The 21,805-nt window shown below is 68.2% G+C and carries 20 protein-coding genes; 12 read left to right on the top strand and 8 right to left on the bottom strand.

Going from position 1 to position 21,805, the window contains the following annotated elements:
• Position 1 precedes the first annotated feature (1 nt).
• From RUR_RS36585 to RUR_RS36565, 5 genes are all read left to right on the top strand, one after another.
• Positions 2 to 817 (top strand): ABC transporter permease, encoded by an 816-nt coding sequence (locus RUR_RS36585; protein WP_283139816.1) that lies wholly within the window; start codon positions 2 to 4, stop codon positions 815 to 817.
• Positions 814 to 1,851, top strand: coding sequence for an ABC transporter ATP-binding protein (locus RUR_RS36580; protein ID WP_283139815.1), 1,038 nt, complete (start codon positions 814 to 816; stop codon positions 1,849 to 1,851). Before RUR_RS36585 ends, RUR_RS36580 begins: the two co-directional genes overlap by 4 nt.
• Positions 1,852 to 2,199: 348 nt before the next feature.
• Entirely contained in the window at positions 2,200 to 3,807 is a 1,608-nt protein-coding gene (locus RUR_RS36575; RefSeq protein ID WP_283139814.1) for an SEC-C metal-binding domain-containing protein, read from the top strand.
• Positions 3,808 to 3,993: 186 nt separating this feature from the next.
• On the top strand, positions 3,994 to 4,746 hold the full coding sequence (locus RUR_RS36570) for a GntR family transcriptional regulator (RefSeq protein ID WP_283139813.1): 753 nt from the start codon (positions 3,994 to 3,996) through the stop codon (positions 4,744 to 4,746).
• Between the two features lie 113 nt (positions 4,747 to 4,859).
• On the top strand, positions 4,860 to 5,123 hold the full coding sequence (locus RUR_RS36565) for a hypothetical protein (protein ID WP_283139812.1): 264 nt from the start codon (positions 4,860 to 4,862) through the stop codon (positions 5,121 to 5,123).
• Here the strand turns inward: RUR_RS36565 and RUR_RS36560 are convergent.
• Both RUR_RS36560 and RUR_RS36555 read right to left on the bottom strand, forming a co-directional pair.
• The gene (locus RUR_RS36560; protein WP_283139811.1) at positions 5,113 to 6,285 is read right to left on the bottom strand and encodes a cytochrome P450; all 1,173 of its coding nucleotides are present in this window, start codon (positions 6,283 to 6,285) and stop codon (positions 5,113 to 5,115) included. The genes RUR_RS36565 and RUR_RS36560 overlap by 11 nt on opposite strands.
• 258 nt (positions 6,286 to 6,543) lie before the next feature.
• On the bottom strand, positions 6,544 to 7,584 hold the full coding sequence (locus RUR_RS36555; protein WP_283139810.1) for a hypothetical protein: 1,041 nt from the start codon (positions 7,582 to 7,584) through the stop codon (positions 6,544 to 6,546).
• 324 nt (positions 7,585 to 7,908) lie between these two features.
• Between RUR_RS36555 and RUR_RS36550 the strand changes: the two genes are divergently transcribed.
• Together RUR_RS36550 and RUR_RS36545 are read left to right on the top strand one after the other, a co-directional pair.
• Complete coding sequence (locus tag RUR_RS36550; RefSeq protein WP_283139809.1) at positions 7,909 to 8,433, top strand: gamma carbonic anhydrase family protein; 525 nt, start codon at positions 7,909 to 7,911, stop codon at positions 8,431 to 8,433.
• 23 nt (positions 8,434 to 8,456) lie between these two features.
• The gene (locus RUR_RS36545; protein WP_283139808.1) at positions 8,457 to 9,791 is read left to right on the top strand and encodes a hypothetical protein; all 1,335 of its coding nucleotides are present in this window, start codon (positions 8,457 to 8,459) and stop codon (positions 9,789 to 9,791) included.
• A 587-nt stretch (positions 9,792 to 10,378) separates the two neighbouring features.
• Here RUR_RS36545 and RUR_RS36540 read toward each other — a convergent pair.
• The 6 genes from RUR_RS36540 to RUR_RS36515 all read right to left on the bottom strand — a co-directional run bounded on the left by RUR_RS36540 (position 10,379) and on the right by RUR_RS36515 (position 17,038).
• Positions 10,379 to 10,660, bottom strand: a complete 282-nt coding sequence (locus RUR_RS36540; protein WP_283139807.1) for a metal-sensitive transcriptional regulator — start codon at positions 10,658 to 10,660, stop codon at positions 10,379 to 10,381.
• 100 nt (positions 10,661 to 10,760) lie between these two features.
• Positions 10,761 to 11,876, bottom strand: a complete 1,116-nt coding sequence (locus tag RUR_RS36535; RefSeq protein ID WP_283139806.1) for a glycosyltransferase — start codon at positions 11,874 to 11,876, stop codon at positions 10,761 to 10,763.
• Positions 11,873 to 12,631 (bottom strand): hypothetical protein, encoded by a 759-nt coding sequence (locus RUR_RS36530; protein WP_283139805.1) that lies wholly within the window; start codon positions 12,629 to 12,631, stop codon positions 11,873 to 11,875. The genes RUR_RS36535 and RUR_RS36530 overlap by 4 nt, the downstream gene beginning before the upstream one ends.
• A 144-nt stretch (positions 12,632 to 12,775) precedes the next feature.
• On the bottom strand, positions 12,776 to 14,905 hold the full coding sequence (locus tag RUR_RS36525) for a heterodisulfide reductase-related iron-sulfur binding cluster (protein ID WP_283139804.1): 2,130 nt from the start codon (positions 14,903 to 14,905) through the stop codon (positions 12,776 to 12,778).
• Positions 14,906 to 15,266: 361 nt separating this feature from the next.
• Positions 15,267 to 16,463, bottom strand: a complete 1,197-nt coding sequence (locus RUR_RS36520) for a CU044_5270 family protein (protein ID WP_283139803.1) — start codon at positions 16,461 to 16,463, stop codon at positions 15,267 to 15,269.
• A complete protein-coding gene (locus RUR_RS36515; RefSeq protein ID WP_283139802.1) occupies positions 16,463 to 17,038 on the bottom strand; it encodes an RNA polymerase sigma factor in 576 nt (191 codons plus the stop codon). Before RUR_RS36515 ends, RUR_RS36520 begins: the two co-directional genes overlap by 1 nt.
• Positions 17,039 to 17,189: 151 nt before the next feature.
• On the opposite strand from RUR_RS36515, the gene RUR_RS36510 reads away from it, so the two are divergent.
• The 5 genes from RUR_RS36510 to RUR_RS36490 all read left to right on the top strand — a co-directional run bounded on the left by RUR_RS36510 (position 17,190) and on the right by RUR_RS36490 (position 21,788).
• Positions 17,190 to 17,615: a hypothetical protein gene (locus tag RUR_RS36510; RefSeq protein ID WP_283139801.1), complete on the top strand. Its 426-nt coding sequence runs from the start codon at positions 17,190 to 17,192 to the stop codon at positions 17,613 to 17,615.
• Between the two features lie 132 nt (positions 17,616 to 17,747).
• Entirely contained in the window at positions 17,748 to 19,619 is a 1,872-nt protein-coding gene (dnaK, locus tag RUR_RS36505) for a molecular chaperone DnaK (protein ID WP_283139800.1), read from the top strand.
• A 38-nt stretch (positions 19,620 to 19,657) separates the two neighbouring features.
• Positions 19,658 to 20,221: a nucleotide exchange factor GrpE gene (gene grpE, locus RUR_RS36500; protein ID WP_283139799.1), complete on the top strand. Its 564-nt coding sequence runs from the start codon at positions 19,658 to 19,660 to the stop codon at positions 20,219 to 20,221.
• Positions 20,222 to 20,244: 23 nt separating this feature from the next.
• Positions 20,245 to 21,426, top strand: coding sequence for a molecular chaperone DnaJ (dnaJ, locus tag RUR_RS36495; RefSeq protein ID WP_283139798.1), 1,182 nt, complete (start codon positions 20,245 to 20,247; stop codon positions 21,424 to 21,426).
• 14 nt (positions 21,427 to 21,440) lie between these two features.
• Positions 21,441 to 21,788, top strand: coding sequence for a heat shock protein transcriptional repressor HspR (locus tag RUR_RS36490; protein ID WP_283139797.1), 348 nt, complete (start codon positions 21,441 to 21,443; stop codon positions 21,786 to 21,788).
• The last annotated feature ends 17 nt before the right edge of the window (positions 21,789 to 21,805 follow it).

Raw genomic sequence — 21,805 nt, 5'->3', positions numbered from 1 at the left:
TATGGCGACACCTCGGCGGAGCAGCGTCAACCCGGTCACCGGGCGGATCCCGTGGATCCTGGTGCTGCCCGCGCTCATCGGGCTGGTCTTCCTGGCACTTCCCATGGTGGGACTGCTCGTCCGCACCCCCTGGTCCACGCTCGGGGAGCGTCTGGCCGCGCCCGGTGTCCTTGAGGCGCTCAGACTGTCCCTGATCACGGCGACCTGTGCCACCGCGGCATGCCTCGTCTTCGGCGTTCCGCTCGCCTGGCTGCTGGCCCGGGTCGCCTTCCCGGGCAGGCGGCTGGTCCGCGCCCTGGTGACGGTCCCGCTGGTCCTCCCGCCTGTCGTGGGCGGGGTCGCGCTCCTGCTCGTCCTGGGCCGCCGTGGCCTGGTCGGGCAGTGGCTCGACCAGGTCTTCGGCTTCAGCTTGCCGTTCACCACGGCCGGGGTGGTGGTGGCCGAGGCCTTCGTCGCGATGCCGTTCCTGGTGATCAGTGTCGAGGGGGCGCTGCGCGCCGCGGACCTGCGGTACGAGGAGGCGGCCGCGACGCTCGGCGCCTCCCGGTGGACCGTCTTCCGCCGGGTCACGCTCCCCTTGGTGGCGCCGGGGATCACCGCGGGCGCCGTACTCTGCTGGGCGAGGGCCCTGGGCGAATTCGGGGCGACCATCACCTTTGCCGGCAACTTTCCCGGCCAGACCCAGACGATGCCGCTCGCGGTCTATCTGGCGCTGGAGAGCGACCCGGAGGCGGCGATCGTGCTGAGCCTGGTGCTCCTGGTCGTCTCGGTGGTCGTCTTGGCGAGCCTGCGCGATCGGTGGGTGAACTCCCCATGACACTTCAGGCCCATCTTGTGGTGGAACGCCCCCGGTTCCTGCTCGACATCGAACTCAAGGTCGATCAGGGGGAGGTCGTCGCCCTGCTCGGCCCCAACGGCGCCGGCAAGACCACGGCGCTGCGGGCCCTGGCCGGTCTCACGCCGCTCTCCCGTGGCCGGATCGACCTGGACGGTGAGAGCCTGCACGACAAAGGCCCAGAACGTCGGCCAATCGGGATGGTCTTCCAGGATTACCTGCTTTTTCCGCATCTGTCCGCCTTGGACAATGTGGCTTTCGGCCCGCGATGCCAGGGTCTGGGGAAGGAACAGGCACGCCGTACGGCCATGGGCTGGCTTGCGCAGATGGGTCTCGCCGAGTACGCCCACGCCAAGCCGCGCTCCCTGTCCGGGGGCCAGGCCCAGCGTGTGGCGCTCGCCCGCGCCTTGGCGGTGAACCCCCGGCTGCTCCTGCTGGACGAGCCGCTCTCCGCGCTGGACGCGCACACCCGGGTCGAGATCCGCGCTCAGCTCCGCCACCGTCTCGCCGGTTTCGCGGGCACGTGTGTGCTGGTCACGCACGACCCGCTGGAGGCGATGGTCCTCGCCGACCGCCTGGTGGTCATCGAGGGCGGCGGCATCGTGCAGCAGGGTTCGCCGGCGGAGGTGGCCGGGAATCCCCGTACGGACTACGTCGCCAGGCTGGTCGGTCTCAACCTCTACCAGGGGAGCGCGGACGGGCAGGCCGTCACGCTCGATCCGTCCGGGATCGTGCTCCGGGTGACCGAGCACCACCGGGGCCCGGTCTTCGTGGCCTTTCCCCCGTCGGCCGTCGCCCTTTACCGGGAACGTCCGGAGGGGACGCCGCGCAACCTCTGGCAGGGCCGGATCAGCCATATCGAACGGCACGGCGACCAGGTCCGGGTGAGTCTGGACGGTCCGGTCCGGGTGGGTGCGGACGTGACCCCGGTCGCGGTGGCCGAGCTCGGGCTCACCCCGGGCCAGCAGGTCTGGGTCTCGGTGAAGGCGACGGAGACCCATGCGTACCCCGCCTGATGAGTCGTCCCACTGAATCCGGATAAGCCGGACACCTCCCGCACTGTATTTCAGACCGGTATTTTCCCCGAAGAAACCCCGAATCCCCGGCCAGATGTCACCCTGGACTCCGGTGATGACCCGTAATGGTTCTCGACGGATCCTCGCGACCCGCCCCCCAGACGATCCACGGACCGTTCACGCACTCGGGAGACCGTCCCAGGACACCGTTCCGGGATCGGCTCCCCGGCTCCCCGCCGGGAGACGGAAGGCGGCGGGCGGCACCCGGCGTGGATCCGGTCCGGCCCGAACGGTGCGGATCACGGGTCGCCGCCCACGACCGAAATGAGAGCGCGAAGGGGAGGATTGATGGGGGCGGATCTGCTCGCCACCGTCGACGGCTCGGTGTTCACGCATGTGCTCACCGAAACCGAGCGGGCCACGGGGGTGCTGGCCGGAGACGACGACCTCGCGCTGTGGGCACGTCTCGCCGACGACGGCCTGCCTCTGCGCGAAGGGGGGTGGGTGCGGTGCCGGCGGTTCAGCGATCTTCTCGACGGGGGGACGGCGCTCCACGGTCCCTCGGGGTGGCTGGCCGGCTTCGAGGCGGACGACCTCCTGGAGTTCCGGCTGCGCGGCGGCGCGCTGGAGATCGAGCTCGGGTCCCGCCCCGACGTCTTCGACGCGCGGGTCATCACGGTCGGCCAGCGGTTCAGCGAGGCCGCGGTGGAAGCGCTGCACCGCTACGCGGAAGATCCGTGGACCGGATCGGGAGCCCTCATCGTGGACGTCCTCACCGACCTGGCGGTGGAGTACCCCGGGCTCTTCGACGAACCGCTCCCACCCCTGACCTCGATGCTCCTGCCCGGACAGTTCGAGCTCTCCGCGGGCTACGTCCACCTTCCCGGCGCGCCGCGAAGCCCCGCCGAGACAGCCGGACTCGCCAATGGGGAGATCGTGAAGTTCGCCCTGATCCGTGGGGCGCTGCTGACCAACATCGAGCCCGCGCTCCCCCTCCGCCTCCTGCCGGAATCGCTCACCGTGCTGAACCGGGTCGCCGACGAGGTGGAGACAGCGCCCCTGACCGAACAGACGCTCAAAGCACTGCTCGCCGCGGCCGCCGACCGCGACCAGCAGGGGCTCGCCGTCTTCCTCGGCGCCCGCTCCGCGCTGGGCGGGTCCCGGCCGCTCGACGCCCTCCGGCTGACCGAGGAGTCGCTGGACCTGGCGCCCGGGCTGGTGCCCGCGCTCCTGGACGCCGCCGAGTTCGCCGCGACCCGCGGTGAGACCGTCCGGGCCGACGCGCTGCTGCAGCGGGCCGGTCTGACGCCGGAGCAAGGCCTGCGCCCGGCGTTGCAGGGGCTCCTGCCGCACACGGTGTCGACGACCGGCCGGAACCAGCCCTGTCCCTGCGGCTCCGGGCAGAAGTACAAGAAATGCTGCCTGTCCCCACGCGAACGGGCGCTGCCCCGTCGGGCTCCGCTGCTCCACGCGCTGCTCGTCGCCTACGCGAGCCGGCCCACCCGGCGCGAGCGGCTGGGCGCGCTCATCGAACTCGCGGGTGGCGGTACGGCGTCCGCGTGCGTCGATCTCGCCCTGTTCGAGGCGGGGACAGCCGCGGAGTTCCTCGGCGAGCGGGGTGAGTGGCTCCGCCTCGACGAGCACTCCTTGATCGGCCGCTGGTGCCAGACACCCCTCGCCCTTTACGAGGTGGTTCACGTCATCCACGGGCATTCCGCGCAGATCCGACCGGTCCCGGACGGTACCGACCCGATACCGGTGAACGACGGGGCGCTCGCCGGCTGGGTGTCGCGCGGCGACGTCCTGCTCGGCCGTCTTCTGGCGACCGGAGCGGAGCCGCGGCTCTTCAGTACCCCGCTGCGGATCGCGCCGGGGCGTGTCCCCGAGGCGCTCGCCTTGCTCGCCGACTCGCCGGATCCGAAGTCCCTGGCGAAGTTCTTCGCCCCAAACGCATAGTCAGTCACACAAATGGGTGTACGGAGCCGACCTCCGTGGCAAAAACAATCATGGGAGACGCCCAGATAGGCACGATCCACTCGAAAGAAGCACGCGACCTACGCAAATCCCTGTGCGATCGTGGACAAGGCGAACAAGTTCTCTGGAGAAGACGCCGAACCTCCGTGTGGCAGAGGGTGATATGCAGTGGTGGAACCCCCGGTACCTCACGAGACCCCCATCTATCGCCGTATCGCAAATCAACTACGGACCGCGATCCTCAACGACGAATACCGGGACGGTGACCGGCTACCCGGCGAAAACCACCTCATGCACGAGTACGGCGTCGCCCGCGCGACGGCACGGCAGGCCTTGGCCGTACTGATCAACGAAGGGCTTGCCGTCCCCCGGCGAGGATCGGGCGTCTACGTGCGAACGTTCCGCCCGATTCACCGGTACGGCACCCGCCGGCTCTCCCGGACGCACTGGGGCGAAGGCAAGGCCGTGTGGGAGGCCGACGTCCGCCAGCGCCCGTACAGCGTGGACGTCCTGCGCGTCGAGCGGATCCGGGCCGACAAGGAGACGGAGGTCGTCCTGCTCACCGACGAGGTGTGGGTACGGCGGCGCCGCTACTCGGTGGACGGCCGCCCCGTGCAGCTGGCCGCGACCTACTTCCCCGCCGGCCTGGTGGACGGCACCCGCGTGGTCGAACCGGACACCGGACCCGGCGGGGTCTACGCCCGGCTCGGTGAGCTGGGGGTGGCACCCGTCCGGTTCAAGGAGGAGGTCCGGGCCCGGATGCCCCTCCCCGACGAGGCCGCGCTCCTCTCCCTCCCGGCCGGGACCCCGGTGATCGTGGTGTGCCGTACGGCGTACGCGGCGGGCGACCGGGCGGTCGAGTTCAACGTCATGACGATGGACGCGGCCTCATACGTCCTGCAGTACGACTTCGACGCCTGATGCGGCCGGATTACAGATCTCTGTCCACTGGGATCGTTGTTTTGGTCGGCGAGCTGCGGTCAAGTGGAGGGTGAATCCTCTCTAGAGATGCCTCGGATGGGGAAAGATGAGAAATGTCCGCTGACCAGCGCCTCACTGAAATCGCCCACGACTATCCCGACTGGACCATCTGGCGGAGTGATGCCGGCCGCTGGTGGGCCACGAGGCATCGTCCGCTGACACCGGCCGAACGGGAGGCCGGATGCGCCATGACCATCGACGCCGACGATTCCGACGGGCTCGCCGAGCGCCTCGCCGTACAACGGGAGCGTTCGGCTTCGACGCTCCCCCCGACCGGCGACGAGGACGAGGCGGTGGACGAAGAACCTACTCGGTGAAGACGAGGGTGGCCGATCGGGGGCCGGTCACCACAGGAGAGCCGTTCCAGACGACCTCGCCGTCCAGCTCGATCCCCGAACACCACCCGAGAAGCTCCTCCAGAAGCACCCTGATCTCCAACCGGGCCAGCGACGCGCCGAGGCACAGGTGCGGGCCGAACCCGAAGGCGAGATTCCCCCGGTCCGGCCGCCCGACGTCGAAGACGTCCGCCGATGGGCCGAACCTGACGATGTCCCGGTTCGCGCAGCCGTACAGGAGCAGGAGGCGTTCGCCCTCCACCACGCGGTGCGGGCCGACACAGGTGTTGTGCACGGCCGTGCGCACCGACGACACCACGGGGCTGGTCCAGCGGAGGATCTCCTCGACCGCCGTGGAGACCAGCAAGGGGTTCTGCCGGATCCGCTGCCACTGATGCGGGTTCCGGGCGAAGGCGACCAGCCCACCGGAGATCGCGTGCCGGGTGGTCTCCCCGCCCGCGACGAGCAGCTGGATGATGAACGTCCGAAGCTCGACGTCGTTGAGACGGTCTCCGTCCGCCTCCATCGACGTCAGCCGGGAGATGATGTCCTCCCCCGGCTCCGCGCGCCGGGTCACCACCGTCGACAGCAGCGCCGTCTCCGCCTCGGTCCGCATCTCCTCCTGCTCCGCTTCGGACAGCAGCGACGCCCCGGGGACGAACGCCTGCGCCCAGTGCAGACAGCGCTGCCAGTCCGCGCCGGGCAGGCCGAGAAACTCGCAGATCACCTGGATCGGCAGCGGCCCGACCAAGGCGTCGACGACGTCCACCGGCTTCCCGAGGTCCAGGGTGGCGAGCACGTCGCGCACGCGCCGCCGTACCGCCTCCTCAAGCCGGTGGATCACGGACGGGCGGAAGACCCGGGCCACGAGCTCGCGGTGCCGGGTGTGCGCGGGCGGGTCGGAACGGGTGATCGTCGGCCGCTTGGGCAGCACGCCGGTGAGATCCGGCAGCGTGCTGCCGAGGCCGGAGCAGAACGTGACCGGGTCCATGGCGATGGTGTTGACGTCGGCGTAACGGCTCACGATGGTGAAGCGGGGCTCGGGCCATTCGGCGAACGGCTCCTCACAGCGGAGGGCGGCGTACAGGTCCCACGGATGACCGTGGCGGAAGGATCCGTTGAGAAAATCCGCCGGCAACCTCACCGTCGGACGCCTTCCGGCGGCGGTGACTGCCGGCCGCGCTGAGTGTGGAGTCCGTGCATCTCGACCATCCCTTCCCCTTACCAGCGCCGGTTGAGTAGCGCAAGGGCCGGACCCGGCCTGCAAGAACGGGCGTCACCAGAGGGCCGCATCGCGTTCTAGGAGGAAGGTACCCGGTTGTCCGGCCGATGCGAAGAGCCCGCGGTCACCCGCCGCGGACTCTCCCTTTGCCCATCGCACCCTTGAGGTTCGGCCCCGGCGTCAGGGACGGGTGGATCCCGGCGACAGCTCACGGTGCGCCTGCATCGGCCCGCCGTGGAGCCCGTCCTCCTCCCGGCTCTCATGCGGCCGACGGGTGTCCTCGTCGACCATCGCGATCTGCGGCGAACCCTGCTCGTCGTGGTCCTCGTGCACGATCCCGTGGGCCACGACGTCGTCGGGGGTCTCGTCCGCGTCGGAATCGTCCATGATCATGCGCTCTTCGGCGACCGCCTCGACCTGAATGGGGTCGGGCTCCTCGACGATCAGCGGGCCGGCGCTCGCGTCCTGGCTCATCAGTTCCACGAGAACGGAGCTGATCTCCGACAGCCGGCGCACCGCCTCCCCGTGGGTCCGGGTGAGCGCGTTGACCCGGCGGCCCGTGTGCTCGTCGAGCGCGGTGGAGCGCCGCTCGGCGGCGGTCATCATGGCGTCCGACTCCGAACGCGCGGTCGTCACCAGGCGCTCCGACTCGTGGCGGGCGTTGGTGACCATCCGATCGGCCTCGGCCCGCGCGTTGTTCACCGTGTCCTCGGCCTCGGCGCGCGCGGTGGCCAGTGTCTCCTCCGCGTCCGCACCGGCCTGGGAGAGGAGGCGCTCGGCCGAGGCGGTCGCCTCCGCCACCCGGCGCTCGGCCTCCTGCTGCGCCGCGCTCATGATCTTCTCGGCCTGCTCGCGGGCGGAGTTCACCAGCTGGTCGACCTCGGCTGCGGCCTCCTTGCGGAGTTCGGCCACCTCGTTGTCGGCGGTCTGCCGTTTGGCCGCGGCCTCCTCCTCGCCGAGCTTGAGGATCTGGCTGAGTCGCTGGCCCAGCTCGTCGTAGTCCTGCGGAGCCTCGGAGAGGCGCCGCCTGGCCTCGGCCAGTTCGATTCTGCTCTGCTCGGACTGCTCGATCGTGCGGGCGAGCCGCTCTTCGAGGTCCCGAGTCTGGTTACGGGTACGGATGAGGTAGTCGTCTACCTGACGCCGGCTGTAACCACGCATGACGACCTCGAAGGAGTCTTCACGCATCATGTCAGAAAGCGTCTCGTGCTGGTTCGTCATGGGCACTGCCTGGGGGTTGTGTGTGAGCGGGGAAGGACACGTCGGGGTCGACTCTTCTAGGCATACACCCGCGTCCGCAACCGGAATGCCAGAGTGCTAGCGGAAAAATCGGGCACACCCTGTGAATCCGGCTCGACACGAGTGTCAATCCGAGGTTCCCTACCCGGCTGCCTGACGAAGATGCGGCAAGTAGTGAACAATGCCACAACTGTTGGCCAAGCTCCAAAGCCTCCCGGACCACCGCTGCCCATATTGCTTAGGACTGTACCGCTATCGGCAAGGGTGCCAAACCCGCCGCCGGAGCGGTATGCCACCATGCTGACCATGAACTACATCGCCGCCCTCGGTCAGGATGAGCCCGAGATCCACCCCGAGGCGTGGGTCGCCCCGGGAGCCGTCGTCGTCGGCCGGGTACGGCTGGGCCGGGCCAGCAACGTCTGGTACGGCTCTGTCCTCCGCGGCGACGACGAGGAGATCGTCGTCGGGGCCGAGTGCAACATCCAGGATCTGTGCTGCCTCCACGCCGACCCGCGCGAACCCGCGATCCTGGAGGACCGGGTCAGCCTCGGCCACAAGGCCATGGTCCACGGTGCCCACGTCGAGACCGGGGCCCTGATCGGGATCGGCGCCATCGTGCTCGGCGGCGCCCGGGTGGGGGCCGGCTCCCTCGTCGCGGCCGGCGCCGTCGTCACCCCGGGGGCGAAGATACCCGCGGGCGTCCTCGTCGCGGGCGTACCGGGCAAGGTGATCCGCGAGCTCACCGACGCCGACCGGCAGTCCTTCGCCCGCACCCCCGAGAACTACATCGCCAAGGCGGAGCGGCATCGCGGGGCCCGACCGGCGGGCTGAGATTCAGGATCTACGATGTCGGTGTGGCGTGGGTTACGGATCCGTTCAGCGCGGTCGAGCGGCATACCTTCGCGGCGGTGCGCTCACCCCAGTGGACGAACACCCCGCAGGCCGTACGGACCCGCGCCCTCGCCCCCCATATGCTCTGCCTCCCCGACGGCGCCTTCTGGTTCTTCGGAACCCTGGCCCGCTGGTATCGCCGGCACCCGGCGGACGGGGGCTGGCATCTGTGCCCTCCCCCGATGACCCCGATGATCCGCACCGCCGCCAGAGCGGTCGGACGGTACGGCAGCGCGCCGGCCGTCCCCGCGGCCCTGGTCCCCGCCGGTCCTGACTTCGCCTTCCGCCGGGGCTCGTTCCAGGCGTTCGTCGGGCCCGACGTGCCCGCACCGGTCGTCGACGGCGTCCGGGCCGTGCTGACCGACCTCCGCCGTACCGAGTGCGCCCGATTCCCGGTCGGCTGGCCGATGTTCGCCGACGACGTGCCGAGCCCGGTGGCGGCCGTCTGGGGGACGATCATGTGGTGCTCCTACGCCCCCATCTTCGACGGGAACGAGCGCCTCCTCACCATGTTCGGCGAGTTCCTCGCCCGCCCCCTGCCCGGGGACGAATGGGTCCGGCGCCTCCCGCCCATCCCGCTCACCGCCCTCACCGGACTGTACGGCGGACGGCTCCGCGCGGGCGACGCGGACGCCGCGCACCTCCTGCTCACGACGATGGTCCGGACCGCCTCCGTGCTCTGCGAGGACCCGCGTTTCTCCCCCCGGGCCGAGGCGCTCCTGTCCATGGCGCGACCGGCGCTCGCCCGTCCGGACCTCGACGCCGACCTGGCGGAGCAGGGGGAACCGGCGCTGGTGCGGGGCTGGCTCTCCCGGTGCCCGCCGCACCTGGCACCCGCCACGAGTATGGAGACCTCCCCCGGCGAGCATCTGCGCCACTCGGTGTACGACCTCGCCCAGGCGCTCTCCTACGCCGATCCGCGGGTGGCCGGCTACCTGGAGGCGCGGCTGGCGGCCATATCGCTGATCGGCGCCGACATCTGCGCCGTGAAGCCCGACCTCGCCGCGCCCGTCGCCACCTGGCTGGAGCCGGAGCTGGGCGCCGCGCTGAGCGCGGTCGTCGAACAGCCGGGGCACCCGCTCCGCGGGTGCTGGCCGCAGGACGGCACGTTGCCCGCGCACGTGTCGCCACCGGGCAGAGAGGCCACCGCCACCGTTCTCGGGGCGAGTTACGCGGCGAGCCTGGCGTGGTGCCGGCTTACCGGGATCCCGGTCCCCGAGCAGGGCTTCACCACATCGGCGGCTCTTGTTCGGCAACTCATCCATCACCGTGATGACCCGCTCCCTCCGTCCCGGTAAGAGCGGAGAAGCGGGCGTGCCCTGCTTTTCCCCGGCACCGCTAGGCTATTTGGGCCATGCACGGCTACGTTGGATCACCACCCGAGCCGGGATAACCTTGAGACGGCTTTGCCGCTATTTCACAAGGGCACACGCATAGCGCCTGATCCAGCCGCCCACTTCGGATTTCATTGAATTGTGATCTCAAAATCCGGGAAATGGCCCATCAGGGGGGCGATGCGGACCGGAATGGTCCCGACGGGCCATGTTCCTCATTGTCTTAACACCGTAACCTCAAAAGTGGGTGTGGGCTGCGGAAGGAGAGGACGACGCGGTGAGACACGATGATCTTGATTCTCGGGTCCACGACCGTGTCGCATGGGATGAGATCGTGCTCTATGCCGAGGTCCTAAGCGCCGTCAACGCCGTGAACGCACGACAGTTGACCTTGGAAGAGCTTGATCAAGCGCTGGGTTTGAAGACCTCGGCGCGTCTCTAGCGACCGCCGTGACTAGTTCGTTGGGCGATATCGGCTAGCCCACGAGAGCCATGATTTACCATCCCGCGTGGTTCCCCACTACGCGGGAAATCATGCTTGACCGTACCGCTTAGGACCGAACCAAGCGGGCGATGGCGGCCGAAGCCTCTTTGACCTTCTCCTCCGCCTCGGGACCACCGGTCCCCACCGCCTCGGTCACGCAGTGCCCGATGTGATCCTCAAGAAGACCCAGGGCGACGGACTGGAGCGCCCGGGTCACCGCCGACACCTGGGTGAGGATGTCGATGCAGTAGACGTCCTCGTCGACCATCCGCTGCAGGCCGCGCACCTGACCCTCGATCCGCCGCAGCCGGGTGAGGTATTCCTGCTTGTCTCCCGTGTAGCCTCTCATATCTCCACAGTATACCCTCTGAGGGTATGCCGGAAGCTCCTGAGCGGCCCGGACACCGTCAAATCACCTCGATACCCGGTAGCCCTGGAAATCACCTAGGTCAAGATCTCCGCCCGGCGCCCAACTCGCCGATGAGTTCCTCCCAGAACGCGCCGATCACCTGCGAACCATAACGAACAGACGTCTCCAACGCGTATACCCCCATCTTCTTCCGCTGCTCGTCGTCGTCGATCAACCCGAGCAGGGCGTTCGCGAAAGCCTGCCCGTCATCCTCCCCCTCGGGAACCAAAATTCCATTCCACTCGGACTCCACGATCTCCTCCACACCCCGCAAACCGGCGAAGCTCACCACCGGTACCCCACACCCCAAAGCCTCGATTATCGACATGGCCCCGCTCTCCCGGCGGGAGGTGACCGCGACGACCGACGCCTTCGCGAATTCGCCTTCGATATCCGCGGTGGTGCCCATGAAATAGACGTTGTTGTGTAGTTCCCGGTCGTAGACAAGGCTTCTCAGCCTCTTCTCCTCCGGGCCGCTGCCGTATAACCGTAATCGCCAATCCGGGCGTTTATCGACGACTATGGCAAAAGAATGAATTAGCCGGTCGTATGACTTTGACGGAACAAAGCGACCGGCCGCCGCGACGATCCGGTTGTCCATCCGGGAGCGCGGCCGGTTCCCTGGGGCGAGCGAATTGCCGATCGCGCGGATCCGGACACCGGTGCCCGCCAAAAGGCTCGCATACTCCCCTCGATCCACCTCGGAGACGGCGACCACCGCGTCCAGCCCGGCGTAGAGGCGTTTGATCACGCCGGCCCGCTCGGGGACGGGAGGCGTGTGCTCCCGCGCGATCCTGATCACCCGTCGTGGCGCATGCCTGGCCGCGAGGATGCTGAGCGACGGGCGCCCCGTGATGAGCACGTCCGTCCGGGGTGTCCGAAGATACCGCCACAGGGCGAGATCGGTCCGCATCAACCGGGGGAGCCTGGCGAAGGCCACCGACATGGGACCGGCCGTCCCAGACTCGGGGCGGGTGTCCACCAGGGAGCGGAGCCGGACCCGGGGATCCAGCGGAAGGAACGGGACCTCCCGGTGCCGCTCGACGCTGACGATCTCGACCTCGTGGGCGTCCGCCAGCCGAGCCGCGAGATTGAACGCCGATCTGACGCCTCCCCCCAGCCCGTAGGCGGTCGGGAGAAGCAGTGAGATCTTCACGCCTCCACCCCGACGTAAAGGTCATCGCGGGTGTCGTAGTACGGCTGGATCCGCATCCCGTCCACCGTCGCCGCGGGGTACTGCAGCCGTCGGCGCTTGCTCAGCACGTCGTCTATCCGGGCGCTCAGTCTCAGTGGGGTGCCGAGCCCGTCCACCTCCAGCGACGGCTCCCAGCTTCCGGGGTTCAGCAGCCCGAAGAGCGACATGGCCGCGTGAAAACGCACCCCCTCGACGGTCGCACCCACCTCCACCGAGGAGACACTTCCCCGCTGCTGCATGATCAACCGTGCGTTTCGCCGTACCCCGTCGTCGGAAAGGCCGGTGTAGGCGAGGAGCCCGGTGACCTCGAACCGGCGTTCCCGCAGCCAGACGGCGCGAACCTCCGCCATGGCCAGCAGCTTGCGGACCTTGAGCGCGAGGTAGCCGTCCATCGTGCGGTAGGCGTGGAATCCGAGGGTCCGGCTGCTCAGCGCGTACGAGTCCAGCCGGTCGAGGGAGAAACCCGGATCGGTGCTGATCAGGCGGATCTCCCCGGCGGCTCCGCTCAGATAGGCGTCCCACAGGCCCGGGGTCAGCTCCAGCGACGTCAGCGGGACCGCGGTCTCCGGGATCTGTGCCCGGACCCGCCGCTCGTGTCCGGCCTTCCGGTGCCGGAGCACCAGCTCATGGTCGCCTGCTAGGGGGTCCGCGGTGGCGAACCGGATGGCGAGCACATCAGTGGGTCCGACCTCGGCCTCGGTGACGATTGGACTCACTGGCAAGCTCCCTCCCCCTTGAATGAGCCGCGTGACGAAAAGATTACCGTGATTTAGCCGTTATGTAGAGAGGACTTACCGTGTCGATCAGGGTTAAGTCCCCCATGGCGTTCCCATGAGGGACTTAAGCCGCGATCACTGATGTTAAGGCGTGGCGGCCTCGCCCTTTACCGACTTGATGAGCAACTGGGCGACATCCACCACCTCAAGGGATTCCTTGGCCGCGCCGGAGTTCTTCTTCTCGCTGATCGCGTCACCCAGCATGACCAGACAGAAGGGGCACGCCGTGGAAACGGTGTCGGGATCGGTCTCCAGCGCCTCCTCGATCCGCTCGGTGTTGATGCGCTTGCCGATCCGCTCCTCCATCCACATCCTGGCGCCGCCGGCCCCGCAGCAGAATCCCCGGTCCTTGCACCGGTGCATCTCCTGGGTCTGCACTCCGGGCACCTTGGCCATGATGTCCCGCGGCTGGGCGTAGACCTTGTTGTGCCGGCCGAGGAAGCAGGGGTCGTGATAGGTGATCTTCTCCTCGATCGGGGTGATCGGGGTGAGCCTGCCTTCGTCGACCAATTTGGCCAGCAGCTGCGTGTGATGGACGACCTCGTAGGTCCCGCCGAGCTGGGGATACTCGTTCGCGAGGGTGTTGAAGCAGTGCGGGCAGCTGGCGACGATCTTCTTGACCCCGGCTTCGTTCAAGGTCTCGATGTTCTGCTGCGCGAGCATGTTGAAGAGGAACTCCATGCCGAGGCGCCGCGCCGGGTCACCCGTACACGCCTCCATCGGGCCGAGCACCCCGAAGCTCACCCCGGCGATGTGCAGCAGCTCCGCGATCGCCTTGGTGGTCTTCTTCGCCCGGTCCTCCAGGGCACCCGCGCAGCCGACCCAGAAGAGGTACTCCATGTCCGCCGGCATCTTCTCGTCGACGATCGGCACCTCGAAGTCGAGCTCCTCGATCCACTCGGCGCGCTTCATCTCGGACATCCCCCAGGGGTTGCCCTTGTTCTCCAGGTTCTTCAGCATCACGCCGGCCTCGGAGGGGAAGCTCGACTCGATCATGACCTGGTAGCGCCGCATGTCCAGGATGTGATCGATGTGCTCGATGTCCACCGGGCACTGCTCGACGCAGGCACCGCAGTTGGTGCAGGACCAGAGCACGTCCGGGTGGATGACCCCGTCCTCGCCGACGAGCGGCCTCTCCGCCTCCTTGAGCACCGCCTCCGGCAGATTCGCCCGCTCCTCCTCACTCGCGAGCAGGTACGGCGCCTTGGCGAAGGCGTGATCCCTGAGGTCGAGTACGAGCATCTTCGGCGAGAGCGGCTTCTCGGTGTTCCAGGCCGGGCACTGGGACTGGCATCGGCCGCATTCGGTACAGGTGTAGAAGTCGAGGAACCCCTTCCAGGTGAAGTCCTCGATCTTGCCCCGGCCGAAGAGGTCGACGTCCGGGTCGGCCTCCTCGAAGTCGAGCACCTTGCCGCCGCTGCGCATCTCCGGTACGGCTCCCAGCCCGTCCGGCCGACGGGAGAAGAGGACGTTGATCGGAGCGGTGAAGATGTGCATGTGCTTGGAGTGCACCACGATGATGAGGAACACGAGCATCACGCCGATGTGGAGAAGAAGGCCGATCTTCTCCAGCAGTTCGTTGGCGGGCACCCCGAGCGGCTTCAGCAGTTTCGCCGTGACCTCAGAGGCGAAAGCTCCGGATTGATAGGGAAAGTTCCCGCTGTTAAGAGCCGCACCCCGAAACAGGAACATCGTCCAGATCACATTGAAGATCATGAACAGCACGAGCCACGCGCCGCCCAGATGCGATCCGGAGAAGCGGGAATCACGGCCCTGGGACTTCGGCGAGTTCCTAATCCGGATGACGGCGAAAGCCACGAGGCCGAGAACACAGGCGACCGCGATAAAGTCCTGAAGGAACCCGAGGATCGGCCAGGTCCCCACGATCGGGATATGGAAGTACGCCTCGCCGGTGAACATCCCCTGAATCAGCACGCCATAGGCCTCGAGATAGACCGTGGCGAGAATGATGAAGGCCCACATGACAAAGGCGTGGGCGACCCCCGACGGCGTCCACTTCAACAGCTTCCGCTGCCCCAGAACCTCGACGAGCTGCGTCTTGATCTCGGTGCCGACGTTCGCCTTCGCGTACTCCACCCGCTCCGGGGCGGGCTGCCCTACCGTGGCAAGCCGCTTCAGCCAGAGCACGCGGCGGGTCGCGAGCACCAGTGTGACGGCGGTCATGACCAGCCCGATGATCGCGACAACGAGCATGGATCCTCCCAAGTACGGCGGTGGATGCCAGGGTACGACCCGGCGGCGTTCCACGATCGACGAGGTACCCCTGTCCCTGCTCTCGATCCTACCGAGCGGTAGCTACGAAACGTCGCAGCCACCCCCGTCCACGACGAACGTGCCGATCACCGATGGTGATCGGCACGTTCATGCCCCTGTTCGCGGAATGCCGAGGGTGGCCGGGCGCCGTGAGGGTGTGCCGTACGGCGCTGCGGACGATGGGGGCGTCGCTGCTGCCACACCGGTTCGCCCGCGCGGAGCGCTTCGGGGCGTCCGGTGCCGGCGCGGCGCCCGGCCGCACCCTTCCACCGCCGACTCGGGCGGCGTGCTCAGGCGACGATCAGCCCTTGGCGTCCTCGGGTCCGCGCTGGTCGGCCGGGATCTCCGGCTCGTCGTCGGTCCAGCCGACCTTCTCGATCAGCGTGCTGTGCAGGGTCTGCCCGGCGCGTTGCGGTTCACGTGCCTGGGTGTCGGGCCGGACCACGACGGTTTCCGACCAGAGCGCCACACCGGTCTCCCGGTCGATGAGGAGCCGGTGCTCGTACTCCCCGGTGGGGAACGGCGCCGGGAACACGATCAACTGCCCGGTCCGGCCGAGGGAGTCGGTGGCCTCTCCCCGCTCGGATACGCCCGGCAGGGAGGCCATCGCGCGATACGCAGCGGCCCGGACCTCGGGTGTCACCGGCAGACCCGTGATCACCCTTCCCAGCTCGGAGTACATTTCGAGGTGGGGCGAATCGACGTTCGTGGTAGAGCCGGTGCTCCGGGCGAACTTGTCCAGTTTCTCCTGGATGTATGCTCGCAGTTTCTCCGGATCATCGGGCAGCCGCCGAATCTCCTGCTCCGTCACCGGTCCGTTCACGAGCCACCCGAAGCGACCACCGTCGTCCAGCCTCCACGCCTCCGGTTTCCCCGCCGCGGAATTGACGATCTCCTCCGACGTCTTCTTCCCCACTATCTTCGCCTTCTCCGCCGGGATCTTGTGGACGATCTTCCAGCTGTCCGGGGATCCGGCCTTCCGCCACGCCTCCTCGTCGGCCGGGGTGGCGGGACGGACGCCCAAGTTCTGTGTGATGCCCCAGGACGACTTCGAAGTCGACCGTGCGATCCAGTTCTCGTTACTGTAGGACTGCTCGATCCAATAGCCCTCCGCTAGGCCCCGCTGTGAGTCCGTACGTACCTTGAGCAGCCAGTATGTGCCGTCCGCCTGGCTCTTCTCCACCTTGGTGGCGGCTGCGAGCAGGATGTCCTTCGCCGACAGCCTGGCCGGAACCGGCTGGGTGACGACAGGCCTGTCCGTCCCACCGACGGACGTGACCGGTGCGGTGCCGTTGACCATGACCATCGTCACGGCCGCCGCCGCACCGAGGAGTCCCACCCCGAGGGTGGTCCACCGCGCGGAGCGCAGTGCCGTACGGCTGCGCCGGGTTCTGCCGTCCTGCGCGTGGAGCAGTCGCGCGCGGCCCGCGGCGACGACGCGGTCGGACGGGGGCTCTTCGGCGAGGAGCTTCCGCACCGCGGACATTTCATCGTTCATCATGATCCTCCGAGCGCGAGGCGAAGCTTCTTCCTGACCCGATTGAGGCGCGAGCCCACGGTGCCGAAGGGGATGCCCATGGCCTGGGCGACCTCCTCGTAGCTGAGGTCGCCGAGTGCGACCAGCAGGAGCACGTCCCGATCCCCCCGGGAGAGCCGGGCCAGTTCCCTGGCGAGCTCCCCCTGGCGTCCCGCCGCGGCGACGCGGGCGTCGATCGCGTCGTCGTGATCGTGGTGGACGTGTTCGGCCGGGACGCGCTCCATGGCGCGGTACCGCCGGATCTCGTCCCTGCGGTGCTGTGCGACCAGGTTGGTGGCGATGCCGAACAGCCACGGCCGTACGGCGCCACGCGCGGGGTCGAACCTCTCCCGCTTCCCGAACGCGGTGACGAAGGTCTCCGCCGAGAGGTCGTCGGCGGCCTGGGCACCCAGTCGTCCAGCTATGTAGCGATAAATAGCGTGAAAGTGGCGATCGTAGATCGACGCGAACCGATCGGGGTCGGCTCGGGACTGCTCGATCAGCGCGGCGTCGTCGACCCAGCGGGCCGGATCGGCGACCTCCGGTGGAGCGGTCATCGATGGGTATCCCTTCGGGCGGGGACAGCGGTCACCCTGTACTCAGCCGAAGTCCGGCATCGCCTTCACGCCGAGGGAACCACCGCGGTACGGCGAAGCGTCGAAGCATGTGAGGGGAGGCACTTAGGTGCGGTGTTTGAGGATAGGCACGATGGTCGCCTTTATGGCGCTCGCCGCCGCGTGCGGCGGGTCCGACGCCGCGACGAGCAGCTCCGAGCCCGACCGGCCGACGAGCGCCCCCGCGCCGACGTCCGCCGTCGCGCCCCCCGCCGCTTCGCCGGTCGAGCCCCGTGGCGGCACGACCACCCCCCAGCCCGTCCGGTGGACGAGTGCCGTCCCGGTGGGTGACGGACGGACCTTGCGGGTGACCTGGACCTCCGGTGTCGAACCTTGCTACACCCTTGACCGGGTGAACGTGGTGGAGGACGACCGGACCGTCGAGGTCACGGTCTGGGAGGGTCAGGACTCCCGGGTGCAGAACGTCGCCTGCATCGACATCGCCGTGGCGAAGACCACGACGATCCGGTTGGACGCCCCACTCGGCAACCGCACGGTCATCGACGGCACCGGAGAGTAATCTTCACCCCTTTGGCCGCCCATTTTGCGCGCCCCGGCATTGAGTCGACTACGCTCAAGCTGTTTGACAAACCATGGTTCGTCGAGCAAACTTGCGTCGGACCAACTCAACTTTGACTACAAGGACGTACTCATGGCACGTGCGGTAGGTATCGACCTTGGGACGACCAACTCCGTCGTCTCGATCCTCGAGGGCGGTGAGCCCACCGTCATCGCGAACGCGCAGGGCTCGCGGACCACGCCGTCCGTGGTCGCCTTCGCCAAGAACGGTGAGGTCCTCGTCGGCGAGGTGGCCAAGCGGCAGGCGGTGACCAACGTCGACCGCACCATCCGCTCGGTCAAGCGCGAGATGGGCACCGACTGGTCCATTGAAATCGACGGCAAGAAGTTCACGCCGCAGCAGATCAGCGCGTTCGTCCTGCAGAAGCTCAAGCAGGACGCCGAGGCCTACCTCGGCGAGAAGATCACCGACGCGGTCATCACCGTCCCGGCGTACTTCAACGACTCCCAGCGCCAGGCCACCAAGGAGGCCGGCACGATCGCGGGACTGAACGTCCTGCGGATCATCAACGAGCCGACCGCCGCCGCGCTCGCCTACGGGCTCGACAAGGAGCAGGACCAGACCATCCTCGTCTTCGACCTGGGCGGCGGCACCTTCGACGTCTCCCTGCTGGACGTGGGCCACGAGGACGGGCACGGCTTCGTCGAGGTGAAGGCCACCAGCGGCGACAACCACCTCGGCGGTGACGACTGGGACCAGCGCGTCGTGGACGAGCTCGTCGCCCGGTTCAAGAACGCGCACGGTGTCGACCTGTCCAAGGACAAGATGGCGATGCAGCGGCTGCGCGAAGCCGCGGAGAAGGCCAAGATCGAGCTGTCCAGCCAGTCCGAGACCTCGATCAACCTCCCGTACATCACCGCCTCCGCCGAAGGCCCGCTGCACCTTGAGGAGAAGCTGACCCGCGCCGAGTTCCAGCGCATCACCACCGACCTGCTTGAGCGGTGCAAGGGCCCGTTCAACCAGGTGATCAAGGATGCCGGGATCAAGGTCGGCGACATCGCCCACGTGGTGCTGGTCGGCGGCTCCACCCGGATGCCCGCCGTGGTCGACCTGGTGAAGGACCTGACCGGCGGCAAGGAGCCCAACAAGGGCGTCAACCCGGACGAGGTCGTCGCGATCGGCGCCGCGCTCCAGGCCGGTGTGCTCAAGGGTGAGGTCAAGGACGTCCTGCTGCTGGACGTCACGCCGCTCTCCCTGGGCATCGAGACCAAGGGCGGCATCTTCACCAAGATTATCGAGCGGAACACCACGATCCCGACCAAGCGGTCGGAGGTGTTCACCACCGCCGAGGACAACCAGCCCTCCGTGCAGATCCAGGTCTACCAGGGCGAGCGCGAGATCGCCGCTTACAACAAGAAGCTCGCCACCTTCGAGCTGACCGGGATCGCGCCGGCGCCGCGCGGCGTGCCGCAGATCGAGGTCACCTTCGACATCGACGCCAACGGCATCGTCAACGTCAGCGCCAAGGACCTGGGCACCGGCAAGGAGCAGACGATGACGATCACGGGTGGCTCGGCGCTGCCCAAGGACGACATCGCGCGCATGATGCGGGAGGCCGAGTCCTACGCGGAGGAGGACAAGAAGCGCCGCGAGGAAGCGGAGATCCGCAACAACGCCGACTCCCTCGCCTACCAGACCGAGAAGTTCCTCCGGGAGAACGACGAGAAGGTCCCGGGCGAGATCAAGACCGAGGTCAACGAGGCGCTCGCCGAGCTGAAGAAGTCCCTCGAGGGCACGGACTCGGCCGCGATCCGCACGAACGCCGAGAAGCTCGCGCAGGTCAGCCAGAAGATGGGCTCCGCGATCTATGCTCAGGCACAGCAGTCCGGAGCCGACGGCGCCCAGGCGGGCGGCGAGGCCGGGCCGGGTGCCGGCGACGAGGACGTCGTGGAAGCCGAGATCGTCGACGAGGACAAGCCGAAGCGCGAGGGCGGCGCAGCGTGAGTGGCACCAAGTCGGATCGACCTGAACAGGAGGGACCGGTGATCCGTAACAATCGGAAGATCGATCCCGAGACCCATGAGGTCCGCGCGGAGGCGAAGGCGCCCGCCGAGGCACCGGCCGCCGCGGCTCCGGTCGCCGACGCGGACGCCGCCGCGCTCGACAGCCGGCTGGCCGAGCGGACCAGGGATCTCCAGCGACTCCAGGCGGAGTACGCCAACTACCGCAAGCGGGTGGAACGCGACCGGGTCGCGGTACGGGAGCAGGCGCTGTCGAACGTGCTCAGCGAGCTGCTGCCCGTGCTCGACGACATCGGCCGGGCCCGCGAGCACGGCGAGCTCACCGGCGGATTCGCCAAAGTGGGCGAGTCCCTGGAGGCGACGCTCGGCAAACTGGGCCTGGAGAGCTTCGGAACCAAGGGCGAACCCTTCGACCCGACGATCCACGAGGCCCTGATGCACAGCTACTCGGCGGAGGTGACCGAGCCGACGTGCATCGAGGTGTTCCTCGCGGGCTACCGGGTGGGCGAGCGGGTGCTCCGGCCCGCTCGGGTCGCCGTCGCCGAGCCTGCGCAGGACGGCGACGTCGATCAGACTGACAACTAGCAGCAACCAGATGAAGGACGCCCATGAGCACCAAGGACTACCTGGAGAAGGATTACTACGGCGTCCTTGGTGTGCCAAAGAACGCCACCCAAGAGGAGATCAAGAAGGCCTATCGCGGGCTGGCGCGTAAGTACCACCCCGATACCAACAAGGGCACCAAGGAGACCGAGGAGAAATTCAAGGAGGTCTCCGAGGCCTACGACGTGCTCTCCGACGCGACCAAGCGCAAGGAGTACGACGAGGCCCGGTCGCTCTTCGGCTCGGGCCTGGGCGGCTACGCGGGGGGCGGCGCCCCCCGCGGCGGCTTCCCCTTCGACTTCGGCGACCTGTTCGGCGGGCACGGCGCCGGGACGGGCACCGGGGCCGGGGAGCGTATCGGGGACATCTTCGGCGGGCTCTTCAACCGGGGTGCGGGCGGCCGGACGACCACGACGACGCGGCCTCGGCGCGGCGCCGACGTGGAGTCCGAGGTGACGCTGAACTTCGTCGAGGCGGTCGAGGGATCGACCGTCTCGCTCAGGCTCACCAGCTCGGCCGCGTGCCAGGCGTGCAGCGGCACCGGCGCGAAGGCGGGGACGACACCCCGGGTCTGCCCGACCTGTGAGGGGACCGGCCACGCCAGCAAGAACCTGGGGGGGTTCTCGCTCTCCGAGCCGTGCCGGGACTGCCGGGGCCGGGGTCTGCTCATCGACGACCCCTGCCTCGTCTGCGAGGGGAGCGGACGGGCGAAGAGTACCCGGAGCATCCAGGCGCGTATCCCCGCCGGGGTGGCGGACGGTCAGCGGATCCGCCTCAAGGGCAAGGGCGCCCCGGGTGAGAACGGCGGGCCCGCCGGGGATCTCTACGTCGTGGTGCACGTCAAGCCACACCGGCTCTTCGGCCGTACCGGCGACAACCTCACGCTCACCGTGCCGGTCACCTTCCCCGAGGCGACGCTCGGCGCGGAGATCAAGGTTCCGACGCTGCACGGCAACCCGGTCACCGTCCGGATTCCGCCGGGCACCCCGAACAGCCGGACCTTCCGGGTCCGGGGCCGCGGGGTCACCCGCAAGGACGGCACCAAGGGCGACCTCCTGGTCACCGTCGAGGTGACGGTGCCGCAGAACATCAACAGCACCGCGCGCGACGCGCTGGAGCGCTTCCGCGAGTCGACGGCTGAGCACGACCCCCGGGAAGGCCTGCTGGAGCAGGCGAAGGGCGAATAAGGAGGCGAATACAGGTGGACGCCAACTTCTTCGACCTCGCGGACGACACCCCGGTCTATGTGATCTCGGTCGCCGCACAGCTCTCCGGGCTGCATCCGCAGACGCTCCGGCAGTACGACCGGCTCGGCCTGGTCTCGCCCGGGCGCGCGGCCGGCCGGGGACGGCTGTACTCCACGCGGGACATCATTCTCCTGCGTGAGGTCCAGCGCCTGTCCCAGCAGGACGGGATCAACCTCGCCGGGATCAAGCGAATCCTGGAGCTGGAGAACGAGGTCATCCGGCTCCGCAGTGAGGTGGCGCAGATCCGCGGAGAGCTGACCATGCTCCGCGCATTGATCAGATATGAATTGCCCCCGGCCTAGAAATATTGCTGAGGTCA

This window comes from Rhizohabitans arisaemae, assembly GCF_025996515.1.
GTDB classification, from domain to species: Bacteria; Actinomycetota; Actinomycetes; order Streptosporangiales; family Streptosporangiaceae; genus Rhizohabitans; species Rhizohabitans arisaemae.
This window is presented reverse-complemented; position numbering and strand designations above follow the sequence as displayed.